General features: G+C 32.9%; 21 protein-coding genes. 7 read left to right on the plus strand and 14 right to left on the minus strand.

Annotated elements, in window-relative coordinates:
* Positions 1–296: 296 nt before the first annotated feature.
* Genes arfB through RM697_RS06220 form a run of 6 tightly spaced genes read right to left on the minus strand, consistent with a single transcriptional unit; the run spans position 297 to position 4,765 of the window.
* Positions 297–704: an alternative ribosome rescue aminoacyl-tRNA hydrolase ArfB gene (gene arfB, locus RM697_RS06195; protein WP_311426992.1), complete on the minus strand. Its 408-nt coding sequence runs from the start codon at positions 702–704 to the stop codon at positions 297–299.
* Complete coding sequence (locus tag RM697_RS06200; RefSeq protein WP_311426993.1) at positions 704–2,260, minus strand: DUF4301 family protein; 1,557 nt, start codon at positions 2,258–2,260, stop codon at positions 704–706. Before RM697_RS06200 ends, arfB begins: the two co-directional genes overlap by 1 nt.
* On the minus strand, positions 2,260–2,826 hold the full coding sequence (locus RM697_RS06205; RefSeq protein WP_311426994.1) for an AAA family ATPase: 567 nt from the start codon (positions 2,824–2,826) through the stop codon (positions 2,260–2,262). The genes RM697_RS06200 and RM697_RS06205 overlap by 1 nt, the downstream gene beginning before the upstream one ends.
* Entirely contained in the window at positions 2,787–3,419 is a 633-nt protein-coding gene (gene pnuC, locus RM697_RS06210) for a nicotinamide riboside transporter PnuC (RefSeq protein WP_311426995.1), read from the minus strand. Before pnuC ends, RM697_RS06205 begins: the two co-directional genes overlap by 40 nt.
* Complete coding sequence (locus RM697_RS06215) at positions 3,416–4,138, minus strand: phosphoglycerol geranylgeranyltransferase (protein ID WP_311426996.1); 723 nt, start codon at positions 4,136–4,138, stop codon at positions 3,416–3,418. The genes pnuC and RM697_RS06215 overlap by 4 nt, the downstream gene beginning before the upstream one ends.
* On the minus strand, positions 4,139–4,765 hold the full coding sequence (locus RM697_RS06220; protein WP_311426997.1) for a 4'-phosphopantetheinyl transferase family protein: 627 nt from the start codon (positions 4,763–4,765) through the stop codon (positions 4,139–4,141).
* Positions 4,766–4,898: 133 nt separating this feature from the next.
* Here RM697_RS06220 and ahcY point away from each other — a divergent pair, with 133 nt between their 5' ends.
* Positions 4,899–6,212, plus strand: coding sequence for an adenosylhomocysteinase (gene ahcY / locus RM697_RS06225; protein WP_311426998.1), 1,314 nt, complete (start codon positions 4,899–4,901; stop codon positions 6,210–6,212).
* Positions 6,213–6,308: 96 nt separating this feature from the next.
* Entirely contained in the window at positions 6,309–6,779 is a 471-nt protein-coding gene (locus RM697_RS06230; RefSeq protein WP_311426999.1) for a DUF1569 domain-containing protein, read from the plus strand.
* 54 nt (positions 6,780–6,833) lie between these two features.
* On the opposite strand, the gene RM697_RS06235 is transcribed toward RM697_RS06230, so the two are convergent.
* On the minus strand, positions 6,834–7,814 hold the full coding sequence (locus tag RM697_RS06235) for a phytase (RefSeq protein WP_311427000.1): 981 nt from the start codon (positions 7,812–7,814) through the stop codon (positions 6,834–6,836).
* A 34-nt stretch (positions 7,815–7,848) separates the two neighbouring features.
* Complete coding sequence (locus RM697_RS06240; RefSeq protein ID WP_311427001.1) at positions 7,849–10,683, minus strand: TonB-dependent receptor; 2,835 nt, start codon at positions 10,681–10,683, stop codon at positions 7,849–7,851.
* A gap of 175 nt (positions 10,684–10,858) precedes the next feature.
* On the opposite strand from RM697_RS06240, the gene RM697_RS06245 reads away from it, so the two are divergent.
* The 3 genes from RM697_RS06245 to RM697_RS06255 all read left to right on the plus strand — a co-directional run bounded on the left by RM697_RS06245 (position 10,859) and on the right by RM697_RS06255 (position 13,418).
* On the plus strand, positions 10,859–12,001 hold the full coding sequence (locus tag RM697_RS06245) for a methionine aminotransferase (RefSeq protein WP_311427002.1): 1,143 nt from the start codon (positions 10,859–10,861) through the stop codon (positions 11,999–12,001).
* A gap of 62 nt (positions 12,002–12,063) precedes the next feature.
* Positions 12,064–12,552, plus strand: a complete 489-nt coding sequence (locus RM697_RS06250; protein WP_311427003.1) for a hypothetical protein — start codon at positions 12,064–12,066, stop codon at positions 12,550–12,552.
* Between the two features lie 86 nt (positions 12,553–12,638).
* Positions 12,639–13,418, plus strand: a complete 780-nt coding sequence (locus tag RM697_RS06255) for an amidohydrolase (RefSeq protein ID WP_311427004.1) — start codon at positions 12,639–12,641, stop codon at positions 13,416–13,418.
* Here RM697_RS06255 and RM697_RS06260 read toward each other — a convergent pair.
* Both RM697_RS06260 and RM697_RS06265 read right to left on the minus strand, forming a co-directional pair.
* On the minus strand, positions 13,405–15,009 hold the full coding sequence (locus tag RM697_RS06260) for an Ig-like domain-containing domain (protein WP_311427005.1): 1,605 nt from the start codon (positions 15,007–15,009) through the stop codon (positions 13,405–13,407). The two genes, RM697_RS06255 and RM697_RS06260, sit on opposite strands and share 14 nt — an antisense overlap.
* A 58-nt stretch (positions 15,010–15,067) precedes the next feature.
* Positions 15,068–15,745, minus strand: a complete 678-nt coding sequence (locus RM697_RS06265) for a ComF family protein (RefSeq protein WP_349254587.1) — start codon at positions 15,743–15,745, stop codon at positions 15,068–15,070.
* A gap of 73 nt (positions 15,746–15,818) precedes the next feature.
* Here RM697_RS06265 and RM697_RS06270 point away from each other — a divergent pair, with 73 nt between their 5' ends.
* Entirely contained in the window at positions 15,819–16,703 is an 885-nt protein-coding gene (locus RM697_RS06270; protein WP_311427007.1) for a DUF8428 domain-containing protein, read from the plus strand.
* Positions 16,704–16,766: 63 nt separating this feature from the next.
* A complete protein-coding gene (locus RM697_RS06275; RefSeq protein ID WP_311427008.1) occupies positions 16,767–18,308 on the plus strand; it encodes a glycine--tRNA ligase in 1,542 nt (513 codons plus the stop codon).
* 70 nt (positions 18,309–18,378) lie between these two features.
* Here the strand turns inward: RM697_RS06275 and RM697_RS06280 are convergent, their stop codons facing one another.
* The 4 genes from RM697_RS06280 to mscL form a co-directional block, all read right to left on the minus strand.
* Entirely contained in the window at positions 18,379–20,565 is a 2,187-nt protein-coding gene (locus RM697_RS06280) for an FG-GAP-like repeat-containing protein (protein ID WP_311427009.1), read from the minus strand.
* 11 nt (positions 20,566–20,576) lie between these two features.
* Positions 20,577–21,956 carry an Ig-like domain-containing protein gene (locus RM697_RS06285; RefSeq protein WP_311427010.1) on the minus strand — a complete coding sequence of 460 codons (1,380 nt, stop codon included), beginning with the start codon at positions 21,954–21,956 and terminating at the stop codon, positions 20,577–20,579.
* Between the two features lie 114 nt (positions 21,957–22,070).
* Positions 22,071–23,066, minus strand: a complete 996-nt coding sequence (locus RM697_RS06290) for an aspartate-semialdehyde dehydrogenase (RefSeq protein WP_311427011.1) — start codon at positions 23,064–23,066, stop codon at positions 22,071–22,073.
* A gap of 101 nt (positions 23,067–23,167) precedes the next feature.
* Positions 23,168–23,566, minus strand: coding sequence for a large conductance mechanosensitive channel protein MscL (gene mscL / locus RM697_RS06295; RefSeq protein WP_311427012.1), 399 nt, complete (start codon positions 23,564–23,566; stop codon positions 23,168–23,170).
* Positions 23,567–23,629: the final 63 nt, after the last annotated feature.

The following is a 23,629-nucleotide window of genomic DNA, read 5'->3' on the forward strand; positions in this document are numbered from 1 at the left end:
AATCTTCATCCACGCAATGACAGTTTACATTTCTGATTTCCTTAGCAGCATTACCTGCTCAGGTTCAATGGGTATGATCTCAGCTTTTTAAGTTTAAAGTTTCATATTCAAAATTCAAAGAGCTTCTTAAAACGACTTTGGATCTTAAATTGTAAACCTTGAACTCAATAGGCACCCCTTTTTTGAGAACGATGCAAAAGTAATAACCAAAAATGAAATAGCTATTATAAAGTAAGTAGTTTTTATCGTTTAAACATCATCGTAATATTGCAATATTACGATGATGATAAATAAAATCAATCAATATCAGGTTTTTTCCTAGATGATTTCTTTTCGGAATTAAAACGCTTGTTTTTTAGACGTTTCTCTTTAACTGCTTTTGGGATTTTTGTAGACTTCCTTTTTTTCATTACGATAAGCCCGTCCTCAATAAGCTTAATAAAACGCTGAATAACCAAAGTTTTATTTCTATGCTGACTTCTAGTTTCGTCACATTGAAGTATAATAAGCCCTTCTTGAGTAATACGCGACTGGAGTGTTAATGTAAGGCGCTCTTTTTCTTCCTCTGATAATACTTGAGAAGCATTAATATTGAAGCTTAATTCAACTTTTGAACTTACTTTATTAACGTGCTGCCCACCTTTACCAGAACTACGTATAGCTTTAAAAGATAATTCTGATATAAGTTGACTAATAATTTGCATTAAGTTATTTGGTGTTGTGCTTTTAGAAGGTCGTTAACCGTTTTTACAGGATTAAAAGTAATGATTGGGACTTCTACGAAAATAGTATTCCAATATGCCATACTTCCATTCCATAGACCAGGCAATTCTAAGGCTTTTAGATCTTTACCCACTTTTGTTTTCATAGTGATAAAAGCAGCTTTATGATCTACAAAGTTCTCTAAGTTAAATTTCTCGCCTTTATAATTTTTCACACCACAAACCAAATCTACTGGATTAAAATGGGTAGCATTTTTTAAGATGTTTTTTTGAATTTTGTCCTTTTGATTAATCTGAGCAGATTCAACAATTTGAAGTGATTGATTCCAACTTTGATCCTTTACCCAAAATGGTCCTCCTCCTGGTTCACCTTCATTTTTTACCATTCCACAGATACGAATTGGCCTGTTTAGTTTAGCTTTTAAATACTCGATTTTATATTTGTCTGAATATTTTTCGAATTCATGAGAAATTTTAACACTTAACTCCCTTGTTAAAAATTCTGCTATTGTAATGAGTTCATCTTCAGTGATTCGTTCGTTTTCTAGATTTCGCAAAAACTGAAATGTTTTATTCTGTAATTTTAAAAGAATCCCTGCTAATACCTTTTTGTATTTTGCAACGTCTTCTTTGTACTTTTTTACAACCACATTATCTATATTCTTTATAAAAATAATATCAGCATCTAATTCATTTAGGTTTTTAATTAATGCGCCATGACCAGATGGTCTAAAGAGTAAGGACTCATTATCGTCTCTAAAAGGCTTATTTTTTAGGGTAACAGCTATAGTATCTGTTGATTCGTGTTGGTAAGAAAAAGAAATATCAAAAGAGACACCTGTTTTTTTCTCTACGTACTCTTCAATACGCCTAAATTCTTTGTCAAATGTATCCTTAAATCGTTCTGAAATAGTAAAGTGAAGCTTCGCATTATTATCATCAGATGCATAGAGAGCAGCTTCGTACAAATGCTCTTCAAAAGCTGTAGAAATATGATTGTTTTTATACTCATGAAATGGCAACAACCCTTTAGGTGAGTTTGCGAAATTAAGCTTATCTTTATCTAGCATTGCACTTACAAAGTGCCATGCTTTATCACTTGTAGATAGTTTTTCAAAACTTATGCCTTTAGATTCTAATTGCTCTAAAACCAACTTATAAAACGGAAATTTTTCTAAACCAACTAAAAACAAGGACAAGTCTTTTAACTTGTTTTTGTTTATATGAGAATTAATAGACTCTTTTTGAGTATTATATTCTTTTAGAAATTTAAATAAAAACTTAAACATTCTTGTAGCTGCACCAGAAGCAGGAACAAATTTTAACAACAATACATTATTCTTTTCTTTCTCGAAATGTGAAATTGAATCCTCAATAAGTGCTTCGTTGAGTTTTAAAATTCCGTTGTCTATTCTTGCAGCTTCAGCAATATTAGTAAATGGAATGCCAGATTCAAAAAGACCAATTTGTGCTTCAACTTTTTTAAGAGTTAATCCTTTAGCTTCTATTTGTCGTATATCCTTTTCGGTAAAACTCATTAATTTTTATCTAATAATTTATCTATATGATGAGTAGCTAATTTAAGCCGTTCTTTTTTTGATCCCTTTAACAACACATAGGGTTTTTGATACTTTATTAAAGTATCTTCAAAAGCGTTAAACATAGCTTCTCTTTCATTTGGTTTATCTCTCAAATCATCTGCTTCCCAAGGCGTGTCAATATAGGTTAAAAAATAAAGTTCATAAAAGTTTTTTAATGCATATTTTTCAATTAAAGGGTCGCAATTCCCTGAGTAATATACCTCAGAATACACCTTAGTTTCTAATAGATCTGTATCACAGATTAGAACAGAATCTGTTTTTTGAGCAGAATTATTTTCTAGAGCCATTTGCCCTATAGCAATAGGCAATAAATCATGAGGTTCACAAGTCTTACGTTCGTTATTCCATTTGTTTTGAAGATACTCTCGTGCATATTCTGGCACCCAAACAGAATTATAGTGCCTGGCTAATTGACGCGCAAGAGTTGTCTTACCTGTAGACTCAGGCCCAAATAAAACGACTCTTATACAGTTTGCAGGTTGTTGTTTAAGCTTTTCTTCCATTCAATATAGCCTTGTATAGCCAAAATAGTAAATATTATGTATTGCAAAGATAACATGCCCAATCCACGATAAGCATAAAGAGGTATGGTAATGAGGTTAGCAATAATCCATAAGATCCAATTTTCTAATTTTTTATTAGCCATAAACCACATTGCAGTAAAAAATATACCTGAAGTTACTATATCTATGTAATTTGGAATTTCTAAACTATAATCATAACTTTTGTAAACGAGATAAGTAACAACCATAGTCATTACAAACATGATTAAGCCAATGATTTTTTCTTTTTTATTGGTTCTTGAAATTGGAACAATGTAATCACCTTCTTTTTTACGAGACCAGTTCCACCAACCATAAATACTCATTATGGAATAGTAGAAATTCATCATCATGTCGCCAAAATATTCATTGATATAGAGCAAATAAACAGTTATAACTGTGCAAATAATCCCTGTTGGATAAACCCAAATGTTTGCTTTTTTGGCAAACCAAACACTTAAAATTCCAAAAACAAAAGCAATAACTTCTAGAACAATAAGATGCGTTGGAGCTTCTTTATAAGCGTCGATAAAAAAATCAATAATTTCTGTCATGATAAGGTGTCAAAAAATAATTCATCGTTTTCAAAAGCAGTACCAATTACTACAAGATCTGCACCAGCATCATAAGCATCTTGTAATTGCTTTTTGCTTCTAATACCTCCTCCTACAATGAGTGGAATGTTAAGGTGTTGTTTAACTTTAGAAATTATTGAGCCTTCAATAGGCTGAGTAGCACCACTTCCAGCTTCTAAATATATGAGTTGCATTCCTAAGAGCTCTCCAGCTTTTGCAGTATCAATAATGAGATCAATATTGTTTCGCTGTAATGGTTTTGTCTCACTAACGCGCTCAACTGCTGTTTGCTTTCCGTTTTCAATAAGGATATAACCTGTTGGAATAACTTCTAACTTGGTGTCAGATAATTTTGAAGCAGCTTCTACATGTTTGCCAATAAGATACTCTGCATTACGACCAGAAATAAGCGATAGAAACAAAAGACCATCTGCTTTGTTGGTAATTTGAATGGTATCTCCTGGGAATAAAATAACAGGTAACTTGGTATGCTTTTTTATTTCATTTACGACAAGTTCTGTAAGACCAGTAGCAACTTCACTACCACCTACAAAAATATGAGTAACAACTGACCGATTTACTTTATTAACAACATTAGAAATGTTTTTAAGCTCAATTTTATCAGGATCTATAAGTACCGCAAGAAGTTTTTTATCTTCTTTTTTGGCATTAATTATATATTGTAAAAGTTTACTCATTTAAGGAATAACATAAGCACAAGTAAACCCTTCGAACTCAAGAAAAGCTGTATTATATCTGTATTTTTTATCATTGTAATCTATCCAAGCTATAGTTTTTTCATCTTTTAGAGCAAATGGAATAACTAAAAAGTGCTCTTTAAACAACATACCTGGAGTGGCAAAAAGCTTATAAAGTGATTCCTTAATTCCCCAAATGACTGTGAGCTTTCTAATGTAATCTTTAGAGTCTTTTTTGAGATAATTAAACTCATAATCCACAAATTTTTTAGCAATGATGCCAATTTTGTCGCGTTGCATTTCTATATCAATTCCAATAGGTTTGTCGCTTATTATAACACCAGAAAACGTAAAAGAATGTGTTATGGATATGTATTTTTCATCTTTTAAATGTGGTTTTCCATTATCATCATAAAATAAATCTTGATCTGTATATCCAAAATCTCTAAGTAAATGCCTTACGCTTAAAAAACCACGTTGGTGCAACTCGCTTTTCATACCTAAAACACGCTCTAAACTATTTGGTTTTAAATCTAAAGGTTTAAGTAAATCGTCATAAGATTCTGTAATCTTCCAGATTTTAACGCAAGTTTGTGAGTTGGGATTGAGCGTTTTATAGAGTGGCATTTAATATTCTGAAAGTTAATGATTATCTTTGCACCGCTTTTTGGCAGACTTGTAAGTTTTATATAAGCTAATTTAACCAAATTTATGGTCTAAAGCCAAAGGTAAAATTTTAAACATTTAGAAAAATATAGAAATGAGTAAAACTATGACTTACGTACCTTACAAAGTAAAGGACATGTCTTTAGCGGCTTGGGGAAGAAAAGAGATTGAATTAGCTGAAGCAGAAATGCCAGGACTAATGAGTTTAAGAGAAGAATATGGCGATTCACAACCTCTTAAAGGCGCTCGTATTGCTGGATGTCTTCACATGACCATCCAAACAGCTGTTTTAATTGAAACCTTAAAAGCTCTAGGAGCTGATGTAACTTGGAGTTCATGTAACATCTTTTCAACACAAGATCAGGCTGCTGCTGCAATTGCAGATGCTGGAATTCCGGTTTATGCTTGGAAAGGGATGAATGAAGAAGAATTTGATTGGTGTATTGAGCAAACGTTATTCTTTGGCGAAGACAGAAAGCCATTAAACATGATTTTAGATGATGGTGGTGATTTAACCAATATGGTCTTAGATAAATACCCAGAATTAGTTCCAGGAATTAAAGGTTTATCTGAAGAGACAACAACAGGTGTTCATAGATTATATGAGCGTATGGAAAACGGAACGTTACCTATGCCAGCAATAAATATTAATGATTCTGTAACAAAATCTAAATTTGATAATAAATATGGTTGTAAAGAAAGTGCAGTAGACGCTATTCGTCGTGCAACTGATATTATGTTAGCAGGTAAACGTGTAACAGTTTGTGGTTATGGTGATGTTGGTAAGGGAACTGCTGCATCTTTTAAAGGCGCTGGAAGTATTGTAACCGTTACCGAAATTGATCCTATTTGTGCATTACAAGCAGCCATGGATGGTTTTGAAGTTAAGAAGCTAGAGACAGTTATAGGTAATACTGATATTGTAATCACAACGACTGGAAATAAAGACATTGTCCAAGGGAAGCATTTTGAAGCCTTAAAAGACAAAGCTATTGTTTGCAACATTGGTCATTTTGATAATGAAATTGACATGGCTTGGTTAAATGATAACTATGGCGACACTAAAGTAGAGATTAAGCCTCAGGTTGATAAATATACAGTTAACGGAAAGGATATTATTATCCTTGCTGAAGGTCGTTTAGTAAACCTTGGTTGTGCAACAGGCCATCCAAGTTTTGTGATGAGTAACTCGTTTACAAACCAAACTTTAGCGCAAATAGAACTTTGGAATAATATAGAAAACTATAAGAACGAAGTTTATATGTTACCAAAACACCTAGATGAAAAAGTAGCTAAACTACATTTAGCTAAAATTGGTGTAGAATTGACTGAGCTTAGAAAAGACCAGGCCGATTATATTGGTGTAAAACAAGAAGGCCCTTATAAACCTGAGTATTACAGATACTAATGTCATTCAGAGCTCAAGCGAAGAATCTTAATTATAATAAAAAACCCTTACAGAAATGTAAGGGTTTTTATTGCTAAAATTTACTTAGCTTAGAGCATGATTAATCGAAAACCCGAAACACTTCGACCTCTTTTAGAAGAATTGGCAAGTTATAAGAACAAGAAAAACCAGCGAAAGCATTCAGTATCTAACTCTGATGTGGCATGGCAAATAGACCATTCGTTACGAGTTTTTAACCTAGTCTCTAAAACATTCTTAGAGTCTAATCCCAAGGATTATGTAAGCAAGTTTAATAAATGGCGCTTATTATTTTTTACCTTAGGGTATTTCCCAAGAGGAAAAGTAAGAGCTCCAAAAGTTGTAAAATCACCAGAGGTTATAGCGATAGAAACTATTAATCAACAACTAGAAATAGCATTTCAAAATCTTGAAAAGTTAAAAACCGCAGATTGGAATGCACATTTTAAACACTTTATTTTTGGTGTGCTTAACAAACCAAGGACGATTAGGTTTTTACAACTTCATACGACGCATCATCTGAAGATTATAGATGATATTTTGAAATAAAAAACCCTTTCTATTTCTAGAAAGGGCTCAATCAACTTTAAAAAAATATGAAATTTAATCCTTGCTAAGATTAAGATTTCCTAGTTCATGAAATAAAAACTCTTTAGAATCGGTCATTGAGACAAACAATCCATTTGGGAATTTACTTCCTAAATTAACTGTGGTAACCTCACAACCATCTGTTTCTACCGTTCCCAGATTTATGGCTTTAATAAATGCGTTAGTGTTTCTATCAAATATTGAAAAACTATGATTTTGCTGGTCTGAGACTACTAAAAACCCTGAGTTGTTTTCATATTTTACAATAGCAATACCTTCGATATCGTCTCTAAAATAATCTGCGCCAAAACACGCTATTTCCTCATTTCCTTTATCAGGATTGGCATAATATTTTCTGACACAATGACCTTCGTCTGAGTAATAGACAAAACCCAATTCTTCATCTACAGCAATAGCTTCAATCTCTTTTTTACCACTAAACGCACCAAATTTTCTAACCAATTTTGATTGTATTCCTGTGCTATCACACTCAATTGCATATTGGTATAAATAATTGGTTTTAGAACCTTCTTTTCTACTCACTATGACATAGGTAGATTCGGTTTTAACATCTGTATAAAACGCAATACCCATTGGTCTCTTAAATGCAATATCTGTTTCGTCTTCGAAGACTTTAAAACCACCATTGTCTAACATTTTCATATCTGGCACAGAAAACAAACGGATTTGATTTTTTCCACGTTCTGTAAACGCTAAGACATCTGTTTTGGTAGAATCGTTGAGCTTAAAATTGTACGCAACATCAACATTGTTGGGGTAACTTATGTTTGTAATGGATTTTCCTTTGATTATTTTTCCATCTAAATTAAAGGCATAAACACCACCATTAATTTCATCTTTATCTGTGCCAAAAACAATACTATTTTCTGGATTAGATATGTTAACCCAAATTGCTGGGTCATCGGTATCATGAGGTATTAGCTCTGTTCTTAAAACTGGTTCTATAACAGGAAGGCTATTTTTCTTGCAGCTCATAAAAACCATAAGAAAAATAACTATTACGTAGAGCTTATTTTCTTTTAAATAAATCATATTTTAATCCAAAGGTTAAACGTCTTCCATAATATTCTGCTTGCATTGTTCTATTACTTACACCCTGAAAATAACGTAACGGTTGGTCGGTAATATTATTTAAATCGGCATAGATTCTTAAGTTAGGATTTATGGCATAGCTTACATTAAAATCTAATAAAAACTGCTCGTCATAGTAACGGTCTTCAAAAGCACTGCCGCCAATTTCGTCGATGTATGCATCAGAATAATTTGCAGATAATCGTATGTTGAATTTCTTATCGGTATAAGCTAACGACCCATTAAACATATTTGGTGCTGTGCCTGGTAAATCTAAATCGGTACGCTCGTCTCCATCTTCGTTTCTAACACCATCTGCAGTAGAGTTAAGATAGGTGTAGTTTAGGTAAATATTGAAGTTTTTTGCAAAACCTGGTAAGAAATCTAACTGTCGTTGAAAAGCAAGCTCAAATCCAAAGATATTTGCAGAGTCTCCATTTCTTGGCTGAAACGCGTCAAAACCTGAAGCTGCATCTTCGAACTGAAAAACGTAAATAAAATCATTAATACTCTTATAAAAGGTACCTCCAGAGATTATACCTACATTTTTAAAGTAATGTTCTGCCATGAGGTCAAAGTTCATTGATGTCGTCGCATCGAGATTTGGGTTACCTAATACAAGCTCTTCATCTTCATTAACCACATTTCTAAACGGTACTAAATCTATATAGTTTGGTCTCGCCAATGTGTTTGTCCATGCAAATCTAATTATGGTTCTATCATTTAGGTCGTACTTAAAATGTAAGCCAGGTAGTATATTGGTATAGGTATTGTCCTCTTTTATGACATTGACCGAATCAAAATCACCATCCTCATCAAAAATCACCTCATTGCCTTGAGTTTCTGTTTTGGTGCTTTCTAATCTAAGACCTGCTAATACGGTTAACTTGTCTGAGAGTTTTTGATTGGCCATTACATAACCAGCAAACACATTTTCTGAAACCTCAAAATTACCAGCAAGAAACTCATCTACAACAGATTCGCTTTCAAATTGTGAAGCGTTTGATAAGTTTAATTGGCCTAAAAACTCTGGCGCTACGTATTGACCAGCCGCATATTGACTACCAGCTAAAAAGTCAGAATCGGTCTGGCTAGTTAATGGTAAAGCATTAAAATTATCAAAGTCTGAAGTCTGTGGACTAAACTCAAAGAAATTATTATCTCTGTTTTTGTCTTTAATTTTTAAGCGTCCACCAAATTTTACAAACCCATCGCCTTTATCAAAAAAGTCTGCTGGTAATTCAAAATTGGCAAATATGTTAAAGTCTTTTTCTTCAGTAAACTGATTTTCTTCCGTAATCTCATTTAACTCAAATCTATCTAAAGTAACATCATTAGAATTTACTGCTGTAATTACAGGAAATTCTGGGTTAGACAAATTTACATTAAAAGGAATTGGGTCTCCAGAATCATTCTCTTCTAACTCATACTCTATGTAACGTTCGTTTAATCGCTCTTCGGAAGCATTTGCATAAGACGCCATCCAGTCCATCTTTACAGTGCCAAAAAGATGATTACCTCCTAAACTATAATTTTGCATACGCTGGTCTTCAAGGCGTCTGTTTTGGTTTCTATTATTATCTAAACCTCCTTTGGTTTGCCTTCTAATCTCACCTTGGTAACCGTTTATGTTTTCTGTCCCGTCTTCAAAAATTGGTTCAATACTTCTAAAACGTAATCTGTAACGGTTTTCTCTATCATCTCGCCAGTTGTACATTGTTTTTAAGAAGATAGAATTATTAGCATTAAAATTATAATCGAAATTTGCTGAAAAACTACGTCTTACACGTTGTACAAGATAGGTTCTAATATCATGTTCTTCGACAAAAGGTGAAACCTCTATATCTTCATCTGTTACAGGACTTTCAGCTTCGTTTACCCATTCAAATTCTATATTATCTGAACCAAAATCGTTATCATTTATTGAGGCTGAAAGCATCCAACCAAATTTTCCGTCTTTACTTCTGTCTCCCACTAAAAAAGACCCATTTAATATACGTTTGTCCGTTATAAAACTAACACCAGAACCAGCAGTTGCAGACACTCTAAAGCCTTCTGGTGCAGTACGAGTTACAAGATTTACCGAGCCACCGAGTGCATCGCCATCCATATCTGGTGTTACGGCCTTGTTAACTTCTATTTGCTGAATCATATCCGCAGGAATTAAATCCATTTGAATATTTCTATTATCACCTTCAGCAGATGGAATACGTGAGCCGTTTAATGTTACAGAATTTAACTGTGGTGCTAAACCTCTTACAATAACGTTTCTTGCTTCACCTTGGTCCACTTGCATAGTAATACCAGGAATACGCTTAACGGCATCACCGATATTTGCGTCTGGGAATTTACCAACCTGGTCAGAAGACACAATGTTTGTAATGTTTTGCTTATTTTTTTGTGTGTTAAGCGCTTTGGCTTGCCCACTTGCAAAACCCGTTAAAATAACGCCGTCTAATTCTTCAACTTGAGGTTTTAAAACTATTTTTACCTCAACCGTTTCGCCTTCTTTAACTTCTACTGACAGCTCTTGGCTTCCATAACCTAAATATTCAATTTTTAGGGTTTGGTTTCCTATTGGAACTTTTAATAATAAAAATTTACCTTCAGAATCGGATACAGTTCCTTTATTTAAATCTGGAATACTTATCGTTGCATAAGGCACAACTAGACCTTGTTCATCACTTATAGTTCCTTTAATATTGCCTTCTTGAGAGAAAGAAAAGGCATATAGCAAAACGAAAATTGCTGCTAAAAAATACTGTTTTTTCATTGGTTGATTATTGGTTAATTAATAGTTAACCAAGTAAATAATTACAGTTTACAGTAGAATTATCTTATGTTTATGATATCTTTATTTTTAATGATTTTTTTAACTTTTTTTCTGAAGAATTAACCTTAGTTTAAAGTTTAGACTTTAAAAAGCTCACAAAAAATGGGTTATCGCTATGCAACACCAATCCAAATTACCTAATGTTGGCACCACTATTTTTACTGTGATGAGTCAGCTTGCCAACAAGCATGATGCTATTAATCTGTCTCAAGGCTTTCCTAATTACCCAAGTTCAGAACAACTTAATGATTTTGTGACTAATGCCTTGCATAATGGCTACAATCAATATGCGCCTATGCCAGGGAATTTGGATTTACGATTAGCCATAGCACATAAGTACGAGAAACTTTATAGTAGTTCATACCATCCTGAAACAGAAATAACAATAACAGCTGGCGCAACACAAGCTATTTATACCATTGTGTCTGCCTTTGTGAAAACCAATGATGAGGTTATTATTTTTAAACCAGCTTATGATAGTTATCAACCCAATATAGAAATCAATGGAGGTAAGGCAATTACTGTTCAGTTATCTGCTCCTGACTATACTGTAAATTGGCAAGAAGTGGCATCGTTGATTTCTTCTAAAACCAAAATGATAATTATTAATACACCTCATAACCCAAGTGGAACTATTTGGTCTAAAGACGATATGCTTGAGCTTCAAAAACTAACCAATGGTACTGATATTATTGTACTTAGTGATGAGGTCTACGAACACATTATTTTTGATAATGAACAGCATCAAAGTGTTTGTTTATTTGAAAGTTTAAAGCAACGTAGTTTTATAACAGCTTCTTTTGGTAAAACATTTCATAATACAGGATGGAAAATAGGCTACTGTTGTGCACCAGATTACTTGATGGCTGAATTTAGAAAAGTGCATCAATTTAATGTGTTTTCGGTACATCATCCTTCGCAAAAAGGTATTGCAGATTATATGCAAAATGCTGAAACGTATTTAGGCTTAAATTCTTTTTTTCAACAAAAACGCGATTTATTTTTAAGTCTTATTTCTAATTCTAGATTTAAGTTTAAACCATCCCAAGGCACCTACTTTCAGGTGTTAGAATATTCAGGTATTTCTAATGAGTACGATGTAGATTTTGCAAAACGCCTAACGATAGATAAAGGATTAGCTTCGATTCCGTTATCTATTTTTAATGAGCAGCAAAAAGATGATAAAGTACTACGTTTCTGTTTTGCTAAAACAGAAGACACATTAATAAAAGCCGCAGAGATTTTATGTAGTATATAATCATAAAGTAACTTTTATTAATTTTATGTGTCTAATCAATAAAATTATTAACGCATACATAAATGAAACTTATAGCAACTGTAATTTGCCTTTGTTTAGGATTACTATTAAATGCACAACAGGTAGAAAAAGATGGTAAGCAATACGAAGTTAAAAAAGATAAGATCTTTTTAAACGATCAGGATGTTACAGAGACACTTTCTGTAGAAGATCGTTCAGCTATTTTAGCAAGTGCTCAAAAAATCACTAAAACCAAAGAGCTAAAAGAAGCTAAAGAAAAAGCAGAGAAGAAAAGAGAAAAAGAATTAAAGAAGGCTGAGAAAGCTCAAAAAAAAGCAGAGAAAGAAGCTAAAAAATCGGCAAAAGCATTAAAGAAAAAAGAAAAAGCTCAAAAGAATTTTGATAAATCCTCAAGTGCTTTAGCTAAAGCTCAAAAAAAATACGAAAAACTAAAAAATAAAGGTAAGCTGTCTCCAGAAGATGAAAGAAAATGGATAGAAAAGATTGAGAAGCTTACCGAAAAAGTGGTAAAATCTAAAAAGAAGATGTAGATTTTTTATAGAGCTTACTACAAGAAAGCCATAAGGAGTTAACTACTTATGGCTTTTTTGTGCTCTATTTTTTTTATTTTTAGAGGATGAGTAATACTTTAAAAATTGGCTTAGTACAAACAAATTTAGTTTGGGAAAACCCAATACAAAATAGAATAAACCTTAAAGAGAAAATAGAAGCTATAACTGAGCCTGTAGATATTATTGTACTCCCAGAAATGTTCACCTCTGGTTTTACTATGAATGCTAGCTCTGTGGTAGAAACAATGCAAGGGGAAACAGTTAGTTGGCTTAAAGAATTAAGCAAAAAATGTAATTCAGCTATTACTGGAAGTATTGCTGTTTCTGAAGATAACACCTTTTATAACCGATTACTTTTTGTGACTCCTAAAGGAAAAATATTTACCTACGATAAACGTCATACATTTACTTTGGCAGGTGAACACAAAGTGTATAAAGCAGGTACCGAAAAGGTTATTATTAACTATAAAGATTGGAAGATATGCCCATTAATTTGTTACGATTTACGTTTTCCAGTTTGGGCTCGCAATACTCAAGATTACGATTTATTATTTTATGTTGCTAATTGGCCAAAGGTAAGAGTTGATGCATGGTCTGCATTATTAAAAGCAAGAGCTATTGAGAATATGAGCTATTGTATTGGAGTTAATAGAGTAGGTTTAGATGGTAATGGATTTGAGTATACTGGTCACTCTGCAGCGTATGATGTGTTAGGACAACGCATAGATACAATTCCAGAAGGTGATGAACATACAGAGGTCGTAGTTATAGAGAAAAGTCATATTTTAAAATACAGAGAAAAGTTACAATTTCTAACGGATAGAGATACTTTTAATCTAACGTAAATATAATTTGTGGAGCCCAATTTGCTCTAGCTTCAGCAAATTCCTTCATATAGCTAACTCGTTCTGGTGGAATACGTTTTAAGAAATTACCAGAATCCCATTTTCCATTTTTGTTAATATCAAAAATAACCTTTACATAATAATCTTTAGGTGTAATATGCTCAAAATCAATAGGTCTATTTTCAGATACATAGTCTTCATAAAATACTTTGTCGTTATTATCTACTAACTGAACAATGACAGGATATTCTGCATTTACCAGAGTAAGCCTAATATCTGAATATTCTGCATATTCTTTAGTATTAACAGAATGCTGTATAGTGTCATTAGTGTTTCCGAAGAAATCTTCTAAAGCATTTGGTAATATCTCTACATTGTATTTGTAAGCTTCTTTTTTATTAAAGTCTATATGGTAGGTATTATCTAAACTATCAAGTTTAAAAGAGTAGTCAACCTTTAATGAATCTTGATCTAAAATGGTAATTAAGCTTTTGTCTAATTTAGTAAAAGGAATTGATCCTTTTATTTTTAAAGGCTCATCGTATTTTAAGGTTCCACGAGGTTCAACAACTACAGTTAATGAATCTTTATCTAAAGATCTAAAGCGATGTTTTAAGGTATCATTGTAATTGTGTTTTTTTAATATGAATTGTGTAGAATCTAATTCTAATTTTGGTTTGTACCAATAATACAAGGTGTCTGCATTTTCTTGCTTGGTTATTCTGTGAGAGAAATCATTTGGAGTGTCTGATAAAATATTAATAGTAAGTTTATCAGGATCTCCTTCATACGGAAAAGCGATTTTTTGCCCAGCACTTTGTTTTGGCCTAAGTCCTTTGAAATCGACAACTTCATTAAAAAGTTTTATTTCATATAATGTGTCTTTAGGAACATCAATAAAATCTTTATAGAATCCTATTTTATCTGTTTTTGGATCAAAAGTAAAGTTGCTATTCTCTTCCTTTAGAGCAACTAACAAATATTTTCCTTCTTTAATATTATCAATACTAAACGTTGTAGTACTATCTAGAGTGTTGGTAATATATTTTGGTTTCTGTTTATAAATTATTGAATCGTTATACGTAGAATCAACAGGATAAAGCATCACAGAAATAAAAGTATCTGTTATTCTGCTTTCAGCGTCCATAACACTTCCTTTTACTGAGAGCGAATCTATAGTTTCGCCAGTAGAAAATACGTAACGATAGTATGGATATGGATTTTCTTCGTTATTATCCACAACACTTTGTCCAAAATTAAGCGCATATGTTGTATTGGGCTCTAGCGTATCTTTGATGGTTATTTTAATATACTTACTCGCAGCACTTAAAGGCATAATTTCTGGAGCAGGATCCATAGGTGGAGAAACAATAAGCTGCTTCTGTATATTTTTAAGTTTAATATATTCATCGAAATAAATTCTAATTTCATTTCCCGAGAAATCAGTCGAAAAATTCTCTGGTACAGATCTAATAATTTCTGGAGGAATGGTGTCTTTTTCACCACCAGAAGGTGTACCACGATTAGCACATCCTATGATAGAAATAGCAAGGATTATAATAAAACTAAAAGTTTGAAACTTTTTTGACATAGATTCAAATTATTCCGAAAAGCAAAGAAACAATTTATTTAGGATTCTAACGTAAAAATCAATCTGTAATTGCCATAGTGGCTACACTTAATGTTATGCTATTAATTTGAAAAAGCTGATTAGAACAAGCTTCAATAGTTGCACCTGTTGTGATTATGTCATCGACTAAAAGAATGTGCTTGTGTTGCAAGTTTTCTGTACTTTTTAGACTAAATTTCTCTTCGGTATTTATCCAACGACTAAGTCTATTTTTAAATACCTGTGTTTTAGAGGCTAAAGTTTTTGTAAGAACATCATCTCTATATTCAGCATCAAGTGCTCTAGCGATTTCTTGAGCAAATTTTGCAACCTGATTATAGCCTCTGGTTTTAAGTTTAGACTTGTGCAAAGGCACAGGGATAACAATATCTATAGATTTATAGCTCTCTAGTGTAGATAATTCATAACCTAACCATTGTCCTAATACAGTTCCTATGGTTTCATGGTTTCTATATTTTAGGTTATGCAATAATTGCTGAACATTACTTTTTTTGTTAAAATGCAAAAGAGCAGTTGCGTTTTTTAATAAAACCCTTCCGTATAAAATCTTTTTTATGACCTCAGAATTGTCAAAGTGGAAATTAGTAACAGGAAGCTCTTGTCGACAAGAGGTACAAATATACTGCTCATTGTCACTAAGCATATTTGTACATGCATAGCAAACCTTAGGAAAAAACAAGTTTAACAAATTTATCATCACTTCATCGATTAAAATGAATTTACAGTTTTGGTGCTTCTATTTTTGTGCTTTGAAATTATGAAAATTAATTATGATAGTTAACCCTCAATTTTTTAACTACAGATTAATTATTGGTTCATTAATTATGGCCATTGCAGTTTTATCAGTTTTTAGCTACAAAAACTATCAATCCATTGAACGAGAACGTGCGTTTTTTGAAGCTGAAAAAAAACTTGTTGAAAGCGAACTGTCCCAAATAATCTCGAGATATGATGCATTAGAAATTAACAACTCAGACCTAGCATCACAACTCGAATTCGCTAAAATAAATACTGAAATAGCATTGGATTCACTTAGTTTATTGAATAGTGATTTATCCGTTATAAATAAATACAGAGCGCAATTAAATAGGCTTAAAAGTAAAAATTCGGCTCTTGTTGCAAACATAGATTCTCTAGAAGATGTAAATACAGATTTAGTCTCTGAAAAACAGATTACGACTAACGCACTTACACTTCAACAGAATAAAAATGCAATGTTAAGCAAAGAAAATTCTAAGTTAAATTCTACTATAGACGTTGCCTCGGAACTTACAGCAACTTCTTTTAAAGCTTTAGCTTACAACTCTATATTAGGTAGTAAGGTGGAAACGACGAAAGCTTCTAAAGCTAATGCTATTGATGTGTGTTTTACTTTAGCAAAAAATAGCTTAACTACGCCAGGAAAAAAGAATATCTATATACAAATTGTTAGTCCTAATAACAATGTCCTTTCAGATAAAGGTGCTATTAAATTTGGAAATTCTACGCTTATTTATAGTTTAAAAACAACAATAGATTACAACAATAAGACTTTGGATATTTGCAAATCTATTAAGGCTACAAAAACTGAAAAGCCATTATTAAAAGGTACTTATTATGTTAATGTTTTCCATCAAGGCAAAAAGCTTGGGAGCACAAAAGTGAGATTAAAATAAAACCAACCATAAATTTACTTTAAACCGTTCTATTTAATTAGAGCGGTTTTTTATTTTTGCAGCATGGCAAATAAAGATGACAAGTTTAAAAAAGTAATAGCACACGCTAAAGAGTATGGTTATGTGTTTCAGAGTAGTGAAATCTATGACGGATTAAGTGCAGTTTACGATTATGCTCAAAATGGTGTAGAGCTAAAAAAGAATATAAGAGATTATTGGTGGAAAGCCATGGTGCAAATGCATGATAATATTGTTGGCTTAGATGCTGCAATTTTTATGCACCCAACGACCTGGAAAGCGTCTGGCCATGTCGATGCATTTAATGATCCTTTGATTGATAATAAAGATTCTAAAAAGCGATATAGAGCAGATGTTTTAATTGAAGATTATTGTGCTAAGATTGAAAATAAGATTGAAAAAGAAGTTAAAAAGGCAGAAAAACGCTTTGGAGACGCTTTTAACAAAGATGAATTCATATCTACTAATCCGCGTGTTTTAGGATACCAAGATAAAATCGATACTATCTTAACCAGAATGGCAAAGTCTTTAGAAGCAGAAGATTTACAAGATGTAAAAGCATTGATTGAAGAGCTAGAGATTGCTGATCCATTAACAGGTTCAAAGAATTGGACTGATGTAAAACAGTTTAATCTTATGTTCGGAACAAAACTTGGAGCTTCAGCAGAGCATGCAACAGATTTATATTTACGTCCAGAAACTGCGCAAGGTATTTTTGTTAATTTTTTAAATGTTCAAAAAACTGGACGAATGAAAATACCTTTTGGGATTGCTCAAACAGGAAAAGCGTTCAGAAATGAGATTGTTGCAAGACAGTTTATTTTTAGAATGCGAGAGTTTGAACAAATGGAGATGCAATTTTTCATAAAGCCTGGTACTCAAAAAGAATGGTATGAGCATTGGAAAGACACACGTTTAAAGTGGCATTTATCCTTAGGAATGGGAGAGGAGAATTATCGTTTCCATGATCATGAGAAACTAGCACATTATGCTGATGCAGCATCAGACATTGAGTTTAAATTTCCATTTGGATTCAAAGAATTAGAAGGTATTCATTCTCGTACAGATTTCGATTTAAAACAACATGAAGAATTCTCAGGTAAGAAATTACAATATTTTGATCATGAGGATAATGCTAGCTATACACCATATGTTTTAGAAACTTCTATTGGCTTAGATAGAATGTTTTTAGCTGTATTTTCAAGGGCTTTACAAGACGAAGAATTAGATAATAATACAACACGTACTGTTTTAAAATTACCTGCGGTTTTAGCACCAACTAAAGCAGCTGTTCTGCCTTTAGTTAAAAAAGATGGCTTACCAGAAATAGCACGAAGTATCGTAGAGGATTTAAAATGGTACTTTAATGTAACTTATGATGAAAAAGATGCTGTTGGTAGGCGTTACAGAAGACAAGATGCTAATGGTACTCCATTTTGTATTACAGTAGATCATGATACTATAGAAAATAATACCGTTACTATTCGTCATAGAGATACTATGGAGCAACAACGAGTTAAGATTGAAGATTTAAAAACCATAATTAAAGCCGAAGTTGATGTTAAATCTTGGTTAATGAAAATGTAACTAAAAATAAATATGTTCAACAAAAAACCCAAGACATCGTCTTGGGTTTTTTGATAGATGTATTGTTTAATTAATACTTAGCAAATTTCTGAGTTCTAATGGTATCATTAGAAATAATCCTTAAAATATATTGACCAGCTTGTAACGCTGTAACATCAATTTTCGTTTCAGAATTAAGTCTAGCATTTAAAATACGTTTCCCATTAAGGTCAAACACAGAGTAAATTGCATCACTCAATCCTATTGTAGTATTTAAGTTTAAGAAATCTTTGGTAGGATTAGGATATAAAATTAAATCTTCAACTAGTGACTCATTAACAGAAAGTGTAAAATCACCTTCAGGTATGACGATTGTAGAGTTTATTGCTGGATTATCAATTTTATCAATCTGTCCAGATGGCCAATATACTGTGATAGAAGTTATCGCATCCTCTGTACCAATTCCAAAATGAGTATTTAATGTGTTTGCATATTTGAAACCATCACCAGCTCTAACATCTCTAATTTGCTTACCAGAAGAAGTTTCTAATACAACTCTAGCGCCAATTCCATTTCTATTACTTCTGTTTGGAAGGCCTTCATAAGATTTACCTATGGTTACAATTTTCACCCAATTGTTACCAGATTCTTTATTGTTTGTATAGATAGCACCTGAAGCAAAGAAATCTAAATAGCCATCATTATTAAGGTCTCCTATCGCTCCACCATATGAAGAAGGTAGAGTTAGATCAGATACTCTTGAAAAGGTCATATCTCCATTACCAAATAAAATTGAACCATTAGTAAAGATGTCTAGGTTACCATCGTTATCAAAATCATGAGCTATACTTTCATGTCCAATAGTTTGATTTGAGGTTATTCCAGAATTAACTCCAGAAATAGGATCAATAGTTACATCAGTAAACTGAGGAAATAAACCTGTATCTTCTACGCCTTCAGGCTCAACTGGATCTATTAAGCCATCATTACGCATTAATGTGTGGTCACTCCCTGTACTAGAACCTACATAAACATCCATATCACCATCATTATCAAAATCACCCCAAGCTGATGACCAAGTCTGAACATCGTCCCAAAGGTTTACTCCTGGTTCATTTGAAACTTCTGTAAAATCTTGAGAAAAATTTCTCTTAACATCATCAATTAACTCACTGTCGTTTCTGTATAATTGATTTTTTGGTCTATCTCCAGATCCACCACATTTAGCCATAAACATGTCGATATCAAGATCATTATCATAGTCAATCCAAATAGAGGCATAATTTCCACCAGATGAGAAATCACCTAAACCATTAGAGTTATCACGAATGAGATTATTATTACCATCATTAGTAAAAGTAACACTTGGAGCTACATCATGACACATAAAGGCATCTAAATGACCATCATTATTAACATCTACAAAATTTCCTCTCTGTGAAAAAAGGAAAGGTGCTTGTCCATTTTCGTCTACAGGATTTACTTCAGTATACCCAGTACCATCACTATTAGCTCTCATTAAAGTAACACCACTACCTGCACCATACATTAAATCACTATATCCATTAGAATCATAATCAGCGATAGTTAAACTCCATCCAGGTAGATAATCTGCATTAGTTGTAGTAATTTCAACAAACTCAAAACCAGTAGGCTCAGAATCATCTTGGTAATTAATGTAAATTCTATTTCCGCTAACAGAGACAGGGTCATCCAAGAAATCACCATTCATATCCACCAATCCTAAGTCATAAGCTCCTGGAGCACTAATAGCAGTTTGAGTAAATGAGATAGGAGATTCTGCAGGAGGAGGAGGGAGAGCACCTTCGGTTAAAATAAAATCGAAGTCACTACTGTTATTCCAACGATCATCCCAAACGATATAGTATGTAGTTCCTGCCGTAGAATTAAATTCTGCAACTGAAAGGTAACCGCTACCATCATCATCATCACCTGTAACACATACAAGGCTTCCGCAAGAACCTGTATAAATTTGAACTCTGGTGTCTTTACCTGTGTTTTGATCTAAATCTGAACTTACAGTTACTAAAGCATCTGCAGTAGCAACGTATTTGACCCATTCCCCAAAATCCACGTTGTTTCCGTTCCCTTCACAGAATAAATTAGATGACTCACCATCTAATGTCCCTACATTGTAAACAACATCTTTTACAATAGTAGAAGATGCTTCTGCAGCATTACAGCTATTTTCTGTTTGAGCCGTTATACTTGTGATAACAGCAACAGAGGTTAATAATCCTAGTAATGTTTTTTTCATAATTATTTTATTTAATCGCAATTCGTATTTAAAGTATTTATCCAATCCTCTACAAGGGCAATACCTTTATCGTGATTTAAGCGTCTTGCAAGTAATGGCATTCTTAATGATTCTTCTATTGTACTAATTCTATACGCTAATATGGAACGATCAGCATTTCCTGGCTCAACGATTTTAGTAAGAGCTGAGTCAAATACCTCATGCGCATCAACACATACGCCTAAGTTGGCAATGTCCTCTCCAGATTCTTTAAAAGAAAATCTAACAGGTCTGTAGTTACAGTGTCCGTTTTCAGAGTGACAATGTGCACAATTAATATCTAAATAAGATCTAACACGTAGCTCTAAGGATTGAGTGTCATCAGTATAGTCTACATGGCTCACAATATCAGTTGGGTACCCAGAGGATAGATAACCCTGTTCTTCTAATTTTTCTAATTGATTCATTGAACCATTAGTGTAATTGTAATTTTTATTAAGACTTTGAGGTTTCATTCCTATTGGGAATGGTACATCGTTATCAGATTTATGACATGTTAAGCATTGAGAGCCAGCTGGGACAGAGTAGTTTACATTTCTAATAACGCCATCAATTTCAAATTCGATTGGCTCAGAACTGCCATTTAAATCGAGTATAGCTTCTGTTTGTACATCATTCCACTTATAATTAGCGAAAACCCATCCACTTTCTTTCTTTATTTGTAAGCGTGTTTCCATAATACGTTTTGTATTTGATGGAAGTACGTTATCATAATAAAAAGATTTGATAAGGATTGTTCCTACCGGAAAATCTAAAATACTATAGTCATTCACATAACTTGCTTTTTCTCCAGATGGCATCCAAACAAATCGTTTTTTACTTGCGTAATCTGAGAAAAGAGGTGTTATTAAATCATAAGGTAATACACCAAAAACTGGATCTAAATCAGACATGTCTCCTTGAAAAAAGTTGTACTCATCTAGAGTATCGTAAGGCATATTGTCTAAATTAAAATTTACTGGTGAAACTCCAGTAACGGTTACAGTTACTGTTGCTGTATCACAATTTTGTTCAGAAGTACAAATGGTGTATTGAAACGAATCTTCACCAAAGAAGATACCATTAGGAATATACCTAATCATATCATCACTTGGGTTTGAAGGCGTATTATTATTCAAAACTTCTATAGTTGCATTTGCAGAAGTAGTTGCATTAAGAGTGCCTTCTTCAATTACATTAATATCATTAGAAAGCACATCTATAGTTATAGATGCATTTTGAAATACCTGAGCAGTATCATCTAGCGCATCTACATTTAATGGTTGGTAACTTGTACTATCATCACTAGAACAACCAACTAAAAAAAGCGAAGACACTAAAACTCTAATTAAATTATAGTAACTTTTCAGCATTTATAGTAAAATTTGGACTTCGAAGATACTAAAAACAAGGACTGAAGTTGAAATTAATTAGTCGTAAGGTAGAATTTTCTGATGATCAGAAAATAAAATCGATAAACTGCGTTATCAATCGTCTATTAAACTATTAGTTACAAGGTATTCAGCTATTTGAACAGCGTTGGTAGCAGCACCCTTTCTTAAATTATCACTCACTATCCAAAGATTTAAAGAATTTGGTTGGGAGCCATCTCTTCTTATTCTACCAACAAACACATCATCTTTACCATGGGCAAGTATTGGCATAGGATAGGTATTAGTATTTGTGTTATCTTGGAGAACAACACCTTCAGTTTTATCTAAGATGTCTCTGATATCATTAAGTTTAAAATCACTTTTAAATTCTATGTTAATAGATTCACTGTGACCACCAGCAGTTGGTATTCTAACAGCTGTTGCAGTTACTGCTATTGTTTTATCATCTAGTATCTTTTGCGTTTCACGGACTAACTTCATTTCTTCTTTGGTGTAACCATTTTCTTCAAATACATCACAATGTGGAAGTGCGTTGCGATGAATTGGATAAGGATAAGCCATTTCTCCTTTAATTCCAGCCATTTCATTGTCTAATTGATGTACTGCTTTTAAACCTGTGCCTGAAACTGATTGGTATGTAGAAACCACTAATCGCTTAATTTTATAGCGTTTGTGTAAAGGTGCTAAAACCATAACCATTTGAATCGTTGAGCAATTAGGATTAGCTATAATTTTATCATTCTTGGTTAGCGCTTTTGCATTAATCTCCGGGACTACTAATTTCTTGTCTAAATCCATTCGCCAAGCAGAAGAGTTGTCAATAACAGTTGTGCCAACTTCAGCAAATTTTGGAGCCCATTCTTTTGAAGTGTTTCCTCCAGCTGAAAACAAAGCTATATCTGGTTTTTGATCAATAGCAGTTTGTATACTTTGAACAGTAAAGGGCTTGCCTTTAAATTCAATTGTTTTCCCAATACTTCTTTCTGATGCTACAGGGATTAATTCAGACACAGGGAAATTACGTTCTGCTAAAACGTTTAGCATTACTTCTCCAACTAAGCCTGTGGCACCAACAACTGCTATTTTCATAGTAAAAATTTAGAAGTACAAAAGTAAGTAAGATTGTTTAAAAAAAACAACCGCTTCTTAAGAGAAGCGGTTTAGTTTAAAATATGTAGTGTAGCGTATATCTATTTTTTTAGAGCATCTCTAATTTCTGTAAGTAAATCTACTTCAGATGGTCCTGCTGGAGCATCCTCAACCGGTTTTTTAGTTTTGTTATAGGCTTTTACAATCATAAACATTACTAAACCAACGATAATTAAATTAATAATTGTATTTACCCAACTTCCCCACATAATTGCATTTTCGGGAGTTACAACAGTTCCAGCTGCGTCTACAACGGCCTCATCTAAAATGATTTTTTTGTCTGCAAAATCTGTTCCACCAGTAAAATGGCCTACAAAAGGCATAACAATATTATTTACAAAACCTGTAACAACTGCGCCAATAGCACCAGCCATAATTACGGCAACGGCAAATTCTATTACATTTCCGCCAGTAATAAATTCTTTAAATTCTTTAATCATGATAAAAATAATTTAGTTAATAGTTAGGTTACTAAAATAAACAAAATGTTACGTTAAAAAAAG

This window comes from Microcosmobacter mediterraneus, from assembly GCF_031846265.1.
Classification (GTDB): Bacteria; Bacteroidota; Bacteroidia; order Flavobacteriales; family Flavobacteriaceae; genus Microcosmobacter; species Microcosmobacter mediterraneus.